Origin of the sequence: Streptomyces sp. NBC_00859, assembly GCF_045161865.1 — a bacterium.
Lineage (GTDB): Bacteria > Actinomycetota > Actinomycetes > Streptomycetales > Streptomycetaceae > Streptomyces.
Genome location: NZ_CP108826.1, coordinates 676750 through 694614 on the forward strand (window position 1 = coordinate 676750; position 17865 = coordinate 694614).

General features: G+C 69.5%; 1 protein-coding gene (only partly in view). It reads right to left on the reverse strand.

The features are described from left to right. On the reverse strand, positions 1-17865 hold the 3' portion of the coding sequence (locus tag OG584_RS02860) for a non-ribosomal peptide synthase/polyketide synthase (protein ID WP_405774633.1). Its footprint extends 1245 nt past the window's final position; the window shows 17865 of its 19110 coding nt (coding positions 1246-19110); its start codon lies beyond the right edge, outside the window — the gene reads right to left on this strand; the stop codon is at positions 1-3.

Consider the following 17865-nt stretch of genomic DNA (forward strand, 5'->3'; position numbering starts at 1 on the left):
CTATGCCTTCCGGTTGCGCATCGGTCGTAGGGCCGGACGGCTTGACTTCTCCGCACCGAGCTGCTTTGCGAGTCCCGTCGGGGTGGGCGCATCGAACAGTGCCCGGAGTTCGACATCGACGCCGAGTTCCGCGCGAAGGCGAATGACGAGCTCGGTGGCGAGCAGTGAGTGGCCGCCCAGGGCGAAGAAGTCGTCGTCCATACCCACTTTCTCCAACCGGAGGACCTGGGCGAACACGTCGCACAGGACCGCCTCCGCGCGGGTGGCGGGCCCTCGGCCCGCGCCGGTGGTGTGGGTGGGGGCGGGCAGGGCGTTGCGGTCGAGTTTGCCGTTGGCGGTCAGCGGCAGCGTGTCCAGCACCAGCACCGCAGACGGCACCATGTAACTCGGCAGGCTTGCACCCACATGGGCTCGAAGCTCTCCAGCATCCGTCGGCCCCTCCATTTCGGTCACCGGTATCGCATACGCCACCAGCCGAGCGTCGCCCGGTGTGTCCTCACGCACGACGACTGCGGCGCGGGCGATCCGGGGATGGCGCTCGAGGACCGCCTCGATTTCGCCCGGCTCGATCCGGAAGCCTCGGACCTTGACCTGGCCGTCTGTGCGGCCCAGACACTGCAGAACACCACCGGGACGCCAGCGCGCCACGTCTCCCGTGCGATACAACCGCTCGCCGGAGACGAATGGCGATGCAACGAATCGCTCGGCCGTCAAGCCGGGCCGGCCCAGGTAGCCACGGGCCAGCTGGGCGCCCGCGAGGTAGAGCTCTCCTGTCGAACCGGGGGCCACGGGGCGCAGCCGCTGGTCGAGGACATAGGCGCGGGTGTTCGCGAACGGCCGTCCGATGACGACGCGGCCTTCGCCGACTTCGTGGGAGGTGGCCCAGATGGTCGCTTCGGTGGGCCCGTACAGGTTCACCGCCGACACCCCGCACGAGTGGAACCGTGCGGCCAGCTCCTCGGGAAGTGCCTCGCCGCCGACCAGGGCGCGCACCAAGACGGGCCACTCACCGGCCTCCAGGAGCGCGCGCCACAGGGACGGCACGGCCTGCAGTGCAGTGGCCCCGCTGGTGCGGACCAGGTTGAGCAGAGCCTTCGGATCGCGGACCGTCTCACGGTCGGCGAGCACGACAGCGGCCCCGTTGACCAGCGGCAGGAACAGCTCGAGGGCGGCGATGTCGAAAGACACGGTGGTCACGGCCACGAACCGGTCGCCGGCGCTGAGCGGGACCCGCTCGGCGGCGGCGTGCAGGTGGTTGGCCAGCGCCCCGTGGCCGACGACGACACCCTTGGGGCGCCCGGTCGAGCCCGAGGTGTGAATGACATATGCGGGATGCTGCGGCAAAAGACCGGCCCGCCCCGGCAGCCCGGCCGCCCCAGCAGCGGGGAGTACGCCGCGTGCGAGCACGTCATCGACCACCAAGACCGGAACATCCGACGCCGGCACACCACCCGCGCAGCCGGACGTAGTCAACACACACACTGGCCGCGCGTCCGCCAGCATGTAGGCGATCCGCTCCTGCGGGTACTCAGGATCGACCGGCAGATACGCGCCACCCGCCTTGACCACCGCGAGCAACGACGCCACCAAAGCCGCGCTGCGCTCCATCTGCACCGCCACGATGGACTCAGGGCCAACGCCCCGATCAGCCAGCAGATGCGCCAACCGGTTGGCAAGCGTGTCGAGTTCGGCGTACGTGAAGCTGCGCGCTCCGTCGACCAGGGCGACCGCCTCGGGTGTGCGTGCCACCTGGGCCTCAAAAAGCTCCGGCAGGGTAGCGGCAGAAGGCTCCGTCCCCCCGCCGTTCCAGTCCACCAGCACCCGCTGCAATTCAGCCTCATCCAGCACGTCCAGCGCGCCCAAGCGCGTGCGGGGATCAGCGACCAGCAGCCCGAGCACCCGCGCCAGACGCTCGCCCAGGACCTCGACCGTCTCCCGATCGAACAGGTCCGCCGCGGCTATGACGGTGCCGCGCAGACCAGCCGGGTTGCCGTCGTCGTCGAACGTCTCGCCGATGCCGACCTCCAGATCGAACTTGGCCATCGGCATCCCGGCGGACATCCCGTCGGCCCGCACGCCAGGCAAGTCGAGTACGGCCTCCACGTTGTTCTGTAGATTCAGCTGCACCTGGAAGAGTGGGTGCCGAGACAGGGAGCGTGAAGTCGCCAGCGCCTCGACTAGCCGCTCGAAGGGCACCTCCTGGTGCGCCAGAGCCGACAGACTCCTCTCCCGCACCCGGGCAAGAACCTCACGGAAGGTCGGATCGCCCGACAGATCCGTACGCACCACCAGCATGTTGATGAAGAACCCGACCAGATCATCCAGTGCCTCATCCGTACGGCCGGCATTCGCCGAACCGATCGGAATATCCGTCCCCGCACCCAGACGCGACAACAGCATCGCCAGCGCGGCCTGCAAAACCATGAAGACGGTCACCCCCTCGGACCGGGCCACCTCCACCAGCCGCGCATGCACCTCAGCCGGAACAATGAGCGGAACCGCGTGGCCCCCGTGGGAGGAGACGGTGGGTCGCGCCCGGTCGGCGGGGAGTACGAGCTCTTGCGGAGATCCGGCCAGTGCTTCGCGCCAGTAGGCGAGCTGGCGGGACATCAGGCTCTCCTCGTCGGTTTCGTCGCCGAGCAGTTCGCGCTGCCACAGCGCGTAATCCGCGTACTGCACCGGCAGCGGCTCCCACACCGGCGCCCGGCCCTCACACCGTGCCCCGTAGGCGGTGGACAGGTCGCTTCCCATCGGCGCCCATGACCAGCCGTCGCCCGCGATGTGGTGGACCACGACGAGCAGCACTCGCTCCTCGCCGTCTGTCTCGAACAGCGAGCCCCGGATGGGAACTTCCGTGGACAGGTCGAACTCATACTCCGATGCCTCCTGCACCGCTGCGGCGACGGCGTCTGGCTCAACGTGGGCAACTGCGAGTTCCCAGGCCACCTCGCTCAGGGGCAGGACGTGCTGGTACGGCCGGCCCTCGACCGTCGGGTACACCGTGCGCAGCACTTCGTGGCGACCGATCACATCCCGCAGCGCGAGCCCCAGGGCTCGCGCGTCGACGGCGCCGGTGAAGCGCACCGCCACCGGAATGTTGTAGGTGGCGCTACCTCCCTCCAACTGTTCGATGAACCAAAGACGTTGCTGGGCGAAAGACAACGGAAGCCGCTCTGGGCGTTCGCCGGCCGTGAGGGCCAGTCGTGCCTCGCCTGCGCCGTCCAGTTGCGCCACAAGTCCCGCAACCGTCGGCGCGTCGAACAGAACGCGGATGTCGAGGTTGACTCCGAGTACGGCTCGTACCCGGCTGGCCAGCCGCACCGCGAGAAGCGAATGGCCGCCAAGGGCGAAGAAGTCGTCTTCGACGTCGACCTTGTCGACGCCCAGGACTTGGGCGAAGACGCCGCACAGCAGCTGTTCGCGCACCCCGATCGGGCCACGTTCAGCGGTCGCCGTGCCCGCGGAGTAGTCAGGCGCGGGCAACGCCTTGCGGTCGACCTTACGGTTGACGGTCAGCGGCAGCGCGTCGAGGGCGACGACTGTTGAGGGGATCATGTAGTCGGGCAGCCGCTCGGCCACATACGTTTGGAGGGACTCCGTGGCGGACGCCGGCCAACTGCCGGCTGCCTGGGCGGGCACGATGTAGGCAACCAGGCGCTTGTCACCCGGGCTGTCCTCGCGGACAATCACCGCGGCCTGGCCTACGGCCGGATGCGCCGACAAGACGGCGGCGACTTCGCCGGGCTCGATGCGGAAACCGCGGATCTTGACCTGGTCGTCGGTGCGGCCGGCGAAGACGAGCTGCCCGTCGGCTCCCCACTTGGCGCGATCGCCGGTGCGGTAGAGCCTGGAGCCGTCGACCGCAAAGTGGTTGGCGACAAACCGTTCGGCGGTCAGGCTGGGCCGCCCCAGGTAGCCGCGGGCCAGGCCCGCCCCGGTGACGTAGAGCTCACCGGCGACCCCGACCGGAACGGGTGCCAGGTACTCGTCGAGGACGTACACCTGCGTGTTGAGGACCGGAGCTCCGATGGCGACCTCGTCGGCGTCCGAGGCGCACCGCCACACCGTGGCGTCGACGGTCGTCTCCGTGGGCCCGTACGAGTTGAACAGCCTGTGCCTTCGGCCCCAGCGGGCCATGACATCGGGCGGGCAGGCCTCGCCGGCGACGACAAGGACCGTCTCCGTGTCGATTGACGTCTCGTCGAGGGTCGCCAGGACGGCAGGGGGCAGCGTGGCGTGCGTGACGCGCTGCTCGGTGAGGTAGGCGGGCAGCGCGTCACCCAGCCGCCGCTCGCGCGGGATGACGACGAGGGACGCACCGGACAGGAGCGCCATAAACCATTCCCAGCCGAACGTGTCGAAGCTGGCGGAGGCGAACTGGGCGACCCGGGAGCCGGGCCCGACGCCGAAGTAGCGGACGTGGCCCGCGACCAGAGCGGCGACGCCCGCATGGGAGACGAGGACACCCTTGGGACGCCCGGTCGAACCGGACGTGTAGATGACGTAGGCAGGATGAGCCGTGGTGAGCGCGGTGTCGGATGCCTCGTTAGGTGCTGTGTGCGCCTCGTCGATCAAAACCATCTCGACCGCGGTGTCGGGCACCTTACCCACCGTCCCCGCCGCGGCGAGGACCAAGGCGGGCGCCGCGTCACTGAGCATGTAGGCAATGCGGTCGGCCGGGTAGTCCGGATCGATCGGCATGTACGCACCGCCGGCCTTGAGCACGCCGAGCAGGGCCACCATCAAATCGATGCCGCGGTCCAGGCAGACCGCGACAACGGACTCGGGGCGTACACCCCGCTCGCTCAGGTAGCGACCCAACTGGGCTGCTCGGGCATCGAGTTCGCCATAGGTAATCTCGATACCGTCGGCGGCCACGGCGACCGCGTGCGGGCGGCGGGCGACGTGTGCGGCGAACAGGTCCGGGATGGTCGCCGGTGTCACGTCCGCAGCCGTGTCGTTCCACGCGATCAGCATGCGCTGCCGCTCGGTGTCCCCGAGGACGCGGACCTCGCTGAGCCGTATGCCGGGTTCCGCAGTGAGCGCGTCGAGGACCTGTGTCAGACAGGCGACGAGGCGCTCGACGGTGGCGGCCTCGAACAGCTCGGCCGCCGCCGTGACCGCTCCACGCACGCCGGCCGGATTACCGTCCTCATCGAAGACCTCACCGACGATGACGTCCAGATCGAACTTGGCCTTGGCGGGGCCGGTGGACAGCGCCTGGGCATGCAGCCCAGGCAGATCGAGGACAGCCTCGGAGGTGTTCTGCAGGGTCAGCATGACCTGGAAGAGTGCGTGCCGGGCCATTGAGCGGCTGGGGGCGAGTTCCTCGACAAGTCGTTCAAAGGGCACGTCCTGGTGGGCGAAGGCCGACAGGCTCGTCTCGCGGACACGGGACAGGACGTCGCGGAACGTCGGATCACCGGACAGGTCGGTGCGCAGCACCAGGGTATTGACGAAGGATCCGATGAGCCCTTCGACGGCTTCATCCGTACGGCCGGCGTTCGGCGAGCCGATCGGAATGTCCGTCCCGGCCCCCAGGCGCGAGAGCAGGATCGACAGCGCCGCCTGCAGAATCATGAAGGTGGTCACCCCCTCGGACCGGGCCACTTCCACGAGCCGTCCGTGCACCGCGGCCGGCAGGTCCACCGGCACGCTGTAGCCACGGTGGGAGGCCACCGGCGGGCGCGGGTGGTCGAAGGGCAACTCCAGCTCTTCGGGGGAACCAGCCAGCGCGTCCCGCCAGTAAGCGATCTGGCGGCCCATCACGCTGTCGGAATCGCGCTCCTCGCCTAGCAGCTCGCGCTGCCACAGCGCGTAATCGGCGTACTGGACCGGCAGCGGTTCCCACCGCGGCGCCCGGCCCGCACTGCGCGCCGCGTAGGCGACCGAGACATCGCGAGCCAGCGGCCCGGTCGACCAGCCGTCGCCTGCGATGTGGTGCACCACTACGACAAGGACGTGGTGCTCGGGCTCCAGCTCGAACAGCGCGGCACGGATAGGCACTTCGCAGGCCAGGTCGAAGTCGTGCTCGGCCGTCTCGGCGATCGCGCCCGGGAGTTCGGCGTGTCGCACCGTGTGCACGGACGGCTCCCACACCAGGTCGTCGAGGTCGACGACCTGCTGGTACGGCTCGCCGTCGGCGACCGGGAACCGGGTGCGCAGTACCTCGTGGCGTCCGATCACGTCACGCAGCGCCGCGATCAGGGCCGGGCGGTCCAGGGGCCCGCCGAGCCGCAGCCCCATCGGGATGTTGTAGGTGGATCCAGGTCCTTCCAGCTGGCCGATGAACCACAGGCGGCGTTGCGCGAAGGACAGCGGGATGCGCACGGGGCGCGCCATCGGGACCAGTGCGCTCTGGGCCCTACCGGCACCGCCGAGGCAGGGAGCGAGTGCGGCGACGGTCGGCGCACCGAACAGGGTACGCAGGGGCACCTCGACACCCAGGACGGTGCGGATACGGCTGATGAGCCGGACCGCGAGCAGCGAGTGTCCGCCTATGGCGAAGAAGTCGTCATGGATGCCCACCGAGGGCCGGCCGAGAACCTGGGCGAAGATCCCGCAGAGGATCTCCTCATGCGGGGTGGCGGGGCCGCTGGCCGCCGAGTCCGCGCCCTCGCGGTAGGCGGGGACGGGAAGCGCACGGTGGTCGAGCTTGCCGTTAGCGGTCAGCGGCAGGCTGTCCACGATGACAATCGCCGACGGGACCATATAGGCGGGCAGGCGGCGGGCGGTGAACTCGGCGATACGTGCGACCGGTTCAAGGGGCTGTCCTGCTGGGACGACGTAGGCGACGAGCCGCTTGTCGCCGGGGTGATCCTCGCGTACGACCACGGCCGCACGGGCCACGTCCGGGTGGGAGGCCACCACGGACTGGACCTCGCCGAGTTCGATACGGAAGCCGCGGACCTTGACCTGTTCGTCGCTACGGCCCAGGTACTCGATCTGGCCGTCGGTGTTCCAGCGCGCCAGGTCGCCCGTGCGGTAGAGGCGCTGCCCGGTCGTGGAGAACGGGTCGGCGACGAACCGTTCACCCGTCTGGGCCGGGCGGCCCAGGTAGCCACGGGCCAGTCCGGCCCCCGCCACGTAGAGCTCGCCGGCGACTCCCACCGGTACCGGTGAGAGCGACCTGTCCAGCACATAGGTGCGGGTGTTGGCGATCGGGGTGCCGATCGGCACCTCAGTCACATCCGGCTCGCACCGCCAGCACGTGGCGTCGACCGTCGTCTCCGTAGGGCCGTAGGTGTTGAAGAGGGTGCGGCCACGTGCCCAGCGCTCGATCAGTGCCGCTGAGCATGCCTCGCCTCCGACTTCGAGGACCACGTCCGGGGCGATCGCCGCGACCTCGATGCCCTCCAGCACGGCCGGCGGCAGCGAAACGTGGGTGATGCGCTGCTCGGCGAGGAACGACGCCAGGTCCGGGCCCAGCCGGCGGTGCGCCGGGACGACCACCAGCGTGGATCCCGTGGTGAGGGCCAGCGACCACTCCAGGCAGAAGATGTCGAAGCTCGCCGAGGCGAATTGCGCCACCCGGGAGCCGGGAGCGGGCTGGAAACGGGCGGTAGCGCCCGCAACGGTGTTGGCGAACCCGGCGTGGGTGAGCACGACTCCCTTGGGACGGCCGGTCGAACCCGATGTGTAGATGACGTACGCCGGGTGATCCGGACGCAGCGTACAGCCCGGGGTGCCAGAGGGCAGTTGGGCGAGAGCGGTGAGGGTGTCCGCGTCGTCCAGGACGAGCACCGTGGCATCCGTAACAGGGATCGCTCCGACTGTGTCGCGGGCGGCGATAATCGCCGCCGGCGCGGCGTCACCGAGCATGTAGGCGATGCGTTCGGCCGGATACTCCAGCTCCATCGGCAGATAGGCGCCGCCTGCCTTCAGCACGGCCAGCACCGCCGTCACCAGGTCGGCGCCCCGCTCCAGGTACAGGGCCACCACGGACTCGGGACCGACGCCCTGGGCGATGAGATGGCGGGCCAGCCTGTTGGCCCTGGCGTCCAGGTCGCGGTACGAGAGGGCGACGTCGTCCACGGTGACCGCCACGGCGTCCGGGCTTCGGGTCACCTGAGCCTGGAACAGGTCGATCACTGACGCGGACGCGACGTCGACGGTGGTCGCGTTCCACTCTTCGAGCACCTGGGTGAGCTCCGCCTCGTCCAGGACCTGCACCGCGCTCAGCGGCGTGTCCTGGCCGTCGTCGAGAGCTCTTGCGAGTGCGTCCACGAGGTTGCTCGCGGCGGTGCGCACCAGGCGGCCGACCATCAGCGAGTCCACGGGGGCGACGGCGTCGACGGCCAGTTTGATGCCCTCACCGTTGTCGTCGACCGAGAGCGCGAGGGGAAAGTTGTCCCGCTCCTCGGCGAAGCGCAGGGTGATGCCTTCCAGCTCTCCCCGCGGGGTACTGCCATCGGACCGGTCGGTGTGGTGGCGGTAGTTGAATAGGGCAGTGAACAGCGGGGTATTGCCAGGGATGCCACTGGCCTGCTGGGCGACGGCCAGCGGTGCATGCTCATGCTCCAGAAGCTCCGCCAGTTGACGACGCATCGCGGAGACCGCGCCGAGCACTCCGAAGGCCTCCGTGCGCATCCGCACGGGCAGAGTATTCATGTACGGGCCGGGGACCTGGTCGGCGCCCTCGCCCGCGTTCATGCGGCCGAACAGGATCGTGCCGAACACCACGTCGTCTCGGCCGCTGACGGCAGCCAGCACCCGGGCCCACGCGACGTGCATGACAGTCGCCGGGCTCGCCCCCATGTGGCGGGCGACCGCCCGGAGCTGCCGCGTGAAACCGTCGTCGAGGCACAGCACTTCGCGGGAGGACGCCATGCCGTCGCCGCGCACGTCCGCGACGCCGAACGGTGCGGTGGGTTCGGTGACGTCGCCGAGCAGGCCGGCGAAGTACCGCTCGTGTTCCGAGCGCGCGACGGCACCACGTGTCTGGGCGACGAAGGTGCGGAACGGCAGCGGCCGGGCAAGCTCACGGCCGCGGCCGGCGAGGATGGTTCGGACCTCGTGGAAGACGATCTCCAGGGCGGTGTGGTCGCGCACCACGTGGTGCGCGCGCAGCAGGCCCAACCACCTTGTGGTGCCTGGCAGTTGCGCGGCGTGCATCTGGATCAGCGGCGCCTTACCCAGATCCATCCGATATCCGCCGACCGCCAGAAGCTGCTGCACCGGGTCGCCTTCGGCACAAAGATTCACTTCGTCGACAGGAAGTGTGGCGCGGCGCCAGACGACCTGGACGGGCTCGCGCAGGCCCTCCCATACCATGGAGGTGCGATAGATGTCGTGGCGGTCGATGACGGTCTGGAGAGCGTCCGTGAACGCGTCGAGCCGGTCTCGGGAGTCGAATTCCAAGACCGTGGGCAGGACATAGGCATCGTCCCCGCCGTCGGCCAGGAGGTGGTGGAAGAGCAGGCCTTCCTGAAGCGGGGCCAGCGGGTAGATGTCCGCGATGTTGGCCGGCCCGCCCTGCACGGTGGCAGTGATCCGCGCCAGTTCCTCGGCGCTCAGGTCGACCAGCGGCAGCATCTGCGGGGTGATCTCGGTGGCACCGGCCGGGATCAGGTTCTCCGGTACGGCGATGGGTACGGCCGCTGTCGAGGCAGCGAGGCCGGCCGGGGTGGGCGCCTGGAAGAAGGACCGAACCGACACCGAGACACCCTGCTTCTGCAGCAGGGCAACCAGTCGGATGGCGAGCAGCGACTGACCGCCGAGCTCGAAGAAGTCGTCGTGTACGCCGACACCGGCCAGACCCAATACCTGGGCGAAGGCTGCGCAGATGATCTCCTCGCGAGCGTTGGTCGGGCCTTGGTCCGCCGTGTGCGTCCCGTGGCTCGGCGCCGGCAGCGCCTTGAGGTCGAGTTTGCCGGTGGCGGTCAGCGGCAGGGCCTCGAGCGCAATCACCGCCGAGGGGACCATGTAGGAAGGCAGGAGGCCACTTGCGAACTCCGTAATGGATACGGCCAGTTCGTCGTCGTGTGCGTCAGCTATCACGTAGGCGATGAGGCGGTGGTCTCCAGGTGTGTCTTCCCTGACGATCACGGCAGCCTGGCTGACCTGAGGATGCGCAGTCACCACGGCTTGGACTTCACCCGGTTCGATGCGGAATCCGCGGACCTTCACCTGATCGTCTGCCCGGCCGAGGAAGACCAGCTGACCGTCCGCCGTCCACTTCACACGGTCGCCCGAGCGGTACATCCGCTCACCCAACGCGGAAAACGGTGAAGCAACGAAACGCTCCGCAGTCAGACCCGCACGGTTCACATACCCCCGGGCCACACCAGCACCCGACACATACAACTCACCGGCCACACCCACCGCCACCGGCTGCAGGAACTCATCCAGCACAAAAACACAAGCATTGGCGACCGGCCCACCAACCACCACACCGACAGACGAAGCCAGCCGGGCAATCGCCGTATCGACCGTCGCCTCCGTCGGGCCATAGAAGTTGAACCCCTCCACACCCTCCAGCACACGCAACCGCTCCCACAGACCGGCCGGGACCGCCTCACCACCCACCCCGATACGCGAAGGACACACAGGCCCCTCAAAGAGACCCTCATCCACCAGAACCTGCAGATACGACGGAGTGACCTCAGCAAAATCAATACGCGACGCCCGCATCCACCCGACCAGAAGACCCGCATCCAGCCACGTCTGCGCATCCACCACATGCAGCTCATGCCCCACAAACAGAGCCGACAGCTGATTCCACGACGCATCAAAAGACACCGACGTAGTCAACGCCACCCGCAACCGGCCACCACCCCCGGCAAACACCGTCCGAGCGTGCCCCTCACACAAACTCACCACACCCCGATGAGCCACCACCACACCCTTGGGCCGACCCGTCGACCCCGACGTATACATCACATACGCCGCATGCTCCGGAAGGATCGTCACGTCCGGGGCAGCATCGTCTAGCCCCGCCAGCGCCGCCACAGTCTCCGCTTCGTCGAGCATCACCACGGCCGCTTCAGTCGCGGGCAGCACTCCGGCCGTCCCGGTCGAGGCGATTACCGCCGCCGGGGCCGCGTCCTCGACCATGTAGGCGATGCGGTCGGCCGGGTAGGCCGGGTCCATGGGCAGGTAGGCGCCGCCGGACTTGAGGACGGCAAGGATCGCGACGATCAGATCCGCACCGCGTTCCAGGCACACGCCGACCACCGACTCGGGACGCACGCCCTGCGCGGCGAGGTGGCGGGCCAGGCGGTTGGCGCGGGCGTCCAATTCCGCGTACGTGACGGCAGCGCCGCCCGCGACGATGGCCACGGCGTCCGGCGTACGAGCCACCTGTGCCGCGAACAACTCCGGGAGCGACCCGGCGGTGACCTCCGCGGCGGTGTCGTTCCAGTCCACCAGCATCTGATGGCGCCCGGCGTCATCGAGGACCGGGAGCTCGCGCAGCCGGGACTGTGGATCGTTGACCAGCAGCTCGATCGCCCGGACCCAGCAGGCCACGAAGCGTTCGGCCGTTCCGGCGTCGAACAGGTCCGCCGACGCAACCACCGAACCGCGCAGACCGGCCGGTGTGCCGTGGACGTCGAAGGTCTCGGTGACCGTCGCGTCCAGGTCGAACTTGGCCGCGGACGCGCCAGCTTCGAGTCCGGAGATCCGCACACCTGGCAGGTCGAGGATGGCCTCACCGGTGTTCTGGACCTTCAGCATGATCTGGAACAGCGGGTGGCGGGCCAGGGATCGGGCCGGGGCGAGTTCTTCGACGAGCTTCTCGAAGGGCACATCCTGGTGAGCGAAGGCGGACAGACTGGTTTCCCGTACGCGCCTGAGAACTTCCAGGAACGTCGGACTTTCCGTCAGATCGGTGCGTATCACCAGGGTGTTGATGAAGAAGCCGACCAGATCGTCGAGCCCCTCATCCGTACGGCCGGCGTTGGCCACACCGATCGGAATATCTGTCCCGGCACCCAGTCGCGACAGCATCATCGCCATCGCCGCCTGCAGGATCATGAAGGTGGTCACGCCCTCGGACCGTGCCAACTGCACCAGACGCGCGTGCGCCGGCGCCGGCACGGACAGCGCGATGCCGTGCCCCAGGTGCGTGGGCACCGCGGGGCGGGGCCGGTCGGCCGGGAGATCCAGCTCCTGCGGAGCACCAGCCAGCGCCTGCCGCCAGTAGGCGATCTGGCGCCCGACCACACTTTGGGGATCCGACTCGTCGCCGAGCAGGTCCCGCTGCCACAGGGCGTAGTCGGCGTACTGGACCGGCAGAGGCTGCCATTCGGGAGCATTCCCTACGCTTCGCGCCGCATAGGCAGCCGACAGGTCCCGTGCCAGCGGCTCCATCGACCAGCCGTCGCCGGCGATGTGGTGCACGGCCATGACGAGAACATGCTCGTCGGTAGAGATCCCGAACAGACAGGCCCTGATGGGAATGTCGGCGGCCAGGTCGAAGGGGCGCGCGAGCGCGTCGGCAACAGCACCGGCCAGCTCCGCCGGGGCGACCTCGGCGACTGACAGCTCCCAATCGAGCTCACCGAGCTCAAGAATGCGCTGGTACGGCTCACCGTCCGCGACATCGAAAACCGTACGCAGCACTTCGTGCCGCCCGATCACGTCGCGCAGAGCTGCGCCCAGAGCGCCCCGGTCGAGGGCACCCGACAGCTTCAGCATCACCGGGATGTTGTAGGTGGCGCCAGGCCCGTCCAGTTGGCCCACGAACCACAGACGGCGCTGGGCGAAGGAGAGCGGGGTCCGCTGGGGGCGTGTCGCAGGAGCGAGTGCGGCGCGGGCCGCGGGCGCGCCGTCGAGGCGGGCCGCGAGCGAGGCCACGGTGGGTGACTCGAACAGCGTCCGCAGCGGCACCTCCACGCCGAGGACCGTACGCACGCGGCTGATCAGACGAGTGGCGAGCAGCGAGTGCCCGCCGAGTGTGAAGAAGTCATCGTCGACGCCCACCTCGGACAGGCCCAGGACCTCGGCGAACACGGTGCACAGCAGTTCCTCAGGAAGCGTGGCGGGGCCGCGTCCCGCGGTCGCTGCGTACACGGGGCTGGGCAGGGCGGCCCGGTCGAGCTTGCTGTTGGCCGACAGCGGCAGGGCTTCCAGGACCACGACCGCCGAGGGCACCATGTGCTCAGGCAGTCGCGCAGCGATGAACTCCCGTACGGAGGCGGCTATATCGGCGCCGTCCTCGGCGGGTACGACGTAGGCGACCAGGCGCCGGTCGCCGACGGTGTCCTCGCGGGCGACGACTGCCGCGTGGGCGACGGCGGGGTGCTGGGCGGCTACGGCTTCGACCTCTCCGGGTTCGATGCGGTAGCCGCGGATCTTGACCTGGTCGTCGGCGCGTCCGAGGTACTCGAAGCGCCCGTCGGTGTCCTGGCGTACGAGGTCGCCGGTGCGGTACATACGCGCTCCGGGCTCGAACGGCGAAGCCACGAATCGCTCGGCGGTCAGGCCCGCGCGGCGTACGTAGCCCCGGGCGAGGCCGGCGCCCGTCACATACAGCTCTCCCGCTACTCCGGGGGCGACCGGGCTGAGGCTGCGGTCCAGGACGTAAGCCCGGGTATTGGGCAGGGGACGGCCGATCAGTGGACGACCGCCCTGGTCCGTGTCGTGATACAGCACGTGCACGGTGGCCTCGGTGGGACCGTAGAAGTTGAGTCCCCGCGTTCCTGTTGCCGCGTGCAGCCGCTCCCATAGGGCGGTGCCGACGGCGTCGCCCCCCAGCAGCAGGGCGCGGAGGCGGTGCGCGGAGGCCTCGAGGAGGCCCTCGTCGAGGAGTTGCTCGGCTTGCACGGGGGTGACGGCCATCAGGTCGATGCGCCGGTCGTCGGCGTAGCGGGCCAGCGCGGTGGTATCGCGTCGTACGTCGTCCGGTACGACGTGCAGTTCGTGGCCCGCGACCATCCAGAGCAGCAGCTCCCAGGAGGCGTCGAAGGACAGGGCGTACGTCAGAGCGACCCGCATGCGCGGCTCCGAGCGGGTGACGACACCGGTGCGCTGGAATGCGGCGAGGTTGGCAAGTCCGCGGTGCGGGACGACGACGCCCTTGGGGCGACCGGTCGACCCCGAGGTGTAGATGACATACGCGGGGTGCGCGGGTCGGATCGTCACCGGCGGCGGTGTGTCCTGGCACGCCGTCAGTTCCCCGGCGGTTGTGGCGTCGTCCAGCACGAGCACGGTGGTGTCGTGCGAGGGCAGGGCGGCTGCTGTGACAGTGGTGGCGAGGATGAGGGCGGGCGCAGCGTCTTGGACCATGTACGCGATCCGGTCGGCCGGATAGGTGGGGTCGAGGGACAGGTGGGCGCCGCCGGCTTTGAGGACGCCGAGCAGGGCGACGACCAGGTCGGTGCCTCGCTCGAGGCATACGCCGACGACCGACTCGGGCCCAACACCCCGGTCCGCGAGGAGGTGTGCCAGCTGGTTGGCTCGGGCGTCCAGTTCGGCGAAGGTGAGAGTGGCGTCGTCGCCGGTGACGGCCACCGCGTCGGGGGTGCGGGCGGCCTGGACCGCGAACAGGTTGGGGACGGTTGCGGACGGCACCTCGACGGCTGTGTCGTTCCACTCGGCGAGGATCTGGTGGCGCTGGGCCTCGTCCAGGACGGGGATAGCGGTCAGCGGCCGGTCGGCGGCGCCGTCGGCGGCCGCGTCGAGTGCCTCGAGGAGCCCGGCGAGCGCGGTGCACAGGAGGGTACCTACGGTGTGCGGGTCGACGGGTGTGCGGGCGTCCACGGCAAGTGAGAAGGCGTCGCCGTCGTCGTCGACGGACACGGCGAGCGGGTAGTTGGAGCGCTCCTGGGCGAACAGGATGCGGATGCCGTCGGTGTGGAGGCCGTCGCCGGGCGTGCCCCGCCGGTAGTTGAACAGGGAGGTAAACAGGGGGGTGTCACCGGTGACGCCGCTGGCCCGCTGGGCGGCGGCGAGAGGCGCGTGCTCGTGCTCCATGAGCCGGGAGAGCTGGCCGCGCATCGCTTCGACCGCCTCGTACGCACCGAGTTCCGCGGTGCGTACGCGCACCGGAAGCAGGTTGATGTACGGGCCGGGGGCCTGGCTTTCGCCGGTGGCGGCGCTCATGCGGCCGGATAGGACGGTGCCGAACACCACGTCGTCGCGGCCACTGACAGCGGCGAGGGTCCGGGCCCAGGCCAGGTGCAGAACCGTCGCGGGGCTAGTGCCCAGCCTGCGGGTGACAGCGCGTAGGTGTGAGCCGAGTTCGGGCGCGAGGGGGACGCGGGCCCGGGACGACCCGTCGCCGTCGCCGTGTACGTCGACGAGTCCGTAGGGCGCGGTGGGTTCGGTGACGTCGCCGAGCAGCTGCGTGAAGTACGGGTGGTGGCCGGGGTGTTCGGGCCCGGTGCGCACCCGTGCGACGAAGTTTCGGAAGCGTGCGGGTACGGGCAGTTCGGCACCTCGCCCGTCCAGGAACGCGCGTACCTCCTCGAGCACGACTTCGAGGGCAGTATGGTCCTGCACCATGTGGTGTGCCCGGACCAGAGCCAGCCAACGGTCGCTTCGCGGGTCGGCCGCGATGTGCAGGTCGAGCAGCGGGGCCCGGGCAAGGTCCATCGAGCCACCCCCTGCAGCGAGCAGCTGGTGGACCGGGTCGCCGGCGTCGGCTGCCAGACGTACTTCCTCTCGGGGCACAGGACTGTGGCGCCACACGACCTGTGCGGGCTCGCGCAGGCCTTCCCACGCGATGGAGGTGCGCAGGATGTCGTGGCGCTCCACCACCTGGCGAAGGGCTTCGGTGAAGGCCTCGAGTCGTGCCCGCGAGGCGAACTCCAGGACGGTGGGCTGGACGTAGGCGTCCTGACCGCCGTCGGCGAGCAGGTGGTGGAAGAGCAGGCCTTCTTGGAGAGGTGCCAGTGGGTAGATGTCGGCGATGTTGGCCGCTCCGCCATCCACGGAGGCGGTAATCGTGTCGATTTCGGCCGTACTGAGCTCGATGAGCGGCAGCATGTCCGGAGTAATCGTCGTGGCATCGGCGGGGATGAGGTTGTCCGGTGTCCGAGCCGTTGCGGCGCCCACCGCGGCGGCGATACCGGCTGGGGTAGGCGTCTGGAAGAGGGCACGCACCGGTATGTCGGCGCCCAGTACGGCCCGGGCGCGGCCCATCAGTTCGACGGCGAGCAGGGAGTGGCCGCCCAGCGCGAAGAAGTCGTCGTCAACGCCGACCCAGTCCAGACCGAGTACGTCGGCGAATACGCCGCACACCAGTTCCTCGCGCAGGTCCGCGGGCCCTCGGCCCGCGCCGGTGGTGTGGGTGGGGGCGGGCAGGGCGTTGCGGTCGAGTTTGCCGTTGGCGGTCAGCGGCAGCGTGTCCAGCACCAGCACCGCAGACGGCACCATGTAACTCGGCAGGCTTGCACCCACATGGGCTCGAAGCTCTCCAGCATCCGTCGGCCCCTCCATTTCGGTCACCGGTATCGCATACGCCACCAGCCGAGCGTCGCCCGGTGTGTCCTCACGCACGACGACTGCGGCGCGGGCGATCCGGGGATGGCGCTCGAGGACCGCCTCGATTTCGCCCGGCTCGATCCGGAAGCCTCGGACCTTGACCTGGCCGTCTGTGCGGCCCAGACACTGCAGAACACCACCGGGACGCCAGCGCGCCACGTCTCCCGTGCGATACAACCGCTCGCCGGAGACGAATGGCGATGCAACGAATCGCTCGGCCGTCAAGCCGGGCCGGCCCAGGTAGCCACGGGCCAGCTGGGCGCCCGCGAGGTAGAGCTCTCCTGTCGAACCGGGGGCCACGGGGCGCAGCCGCTGGTCGAGGACATAGGCGCGGGTGTTCGCGAACGGCCGTCCGATGACGACGCGGCCTTCGCCGACTTCGTGGGAGGTGGCCCAGATGGTCGCTTCGGTGGGCCCGTACAGGTTCACCGCCGACACCCCGCACGAGTGGAACCGTGCGGCCAGCTCCTCGGGAAGTGCCTCGCCGCCGACCAGGGCGCGCACCAAGACGGGCCACTCACCGGCCTCCAGGAGCGCGCGCCACAGGGACGGCACGGCCTGCAGTGCAGTGGCCCCGCTGGTGCGGACCAGGTTGAGCAGAGCCTTCGGATCGCGGACCGTCTCACGGTCGGCGAGCACGACAGCGGCCCCGTTGACCAGCGGCAGGAACAGCTCGAGGGCGGCGATGTCGAAAGACACGGTGGTCACGGCCACGAACCGGTCGCCGGCGCTGAGCGGGACCCGCTCGGCGGCGGCGTGCAGGTGGTTGGCCAGCGCCCCGTGGCCGACGACGACACCCTTGGGGCGCCCGGTCGAGCCCGAGGTGTGAATGACATATGCGGGATGCTGCGGCAAAAGACCGGCCCGCCCCGGCAGCCCGGCCGCCCCAGCAGCGGGGAGTACGCCGCGTGCGAGCACGTCATCGACCACCAAGACCGGAACATCCGACGCCGGCACACCACCCGCGCAGCCGGACGTAGTCAACACACACACTGGCCGCGCGTCCGCCAGCATGTAGGCGATCCGCTCCTGCGGGTACTCAGGATCGACCGGCAGATACGCGCCACCCGCCTTGACCACCGCGAGCAACGACGCCACCAAAGCCGCGCTGCGCTCCATCTGCACCGCCACGATGGACTCAGGGCCAACGCCCCGATCAGCCAGCAGATGCGCCAACCGGTTGGCAAGCGTGTCGAGTTCGGCGTACGTGAAGCTGCGCGCTCCGTCGACCAGGGCGACCGCCTCGGGTGTGCGTGCCACCTGGGCCTCAAAAAGCTCCGGCAGGGTGGTAGGGGGGGGGTCGACTGCGGTGTCGTTCCATCCGTGCAGCACCTGGTGTAGTTCGGTGTCGTCCAGCAGGCGAAGGTCGCTGACGCGGGTCTGCGGGGCTTCGGCGATGGCCTCGACGACCCGGACGAGACGCTTGGCGATCCACTG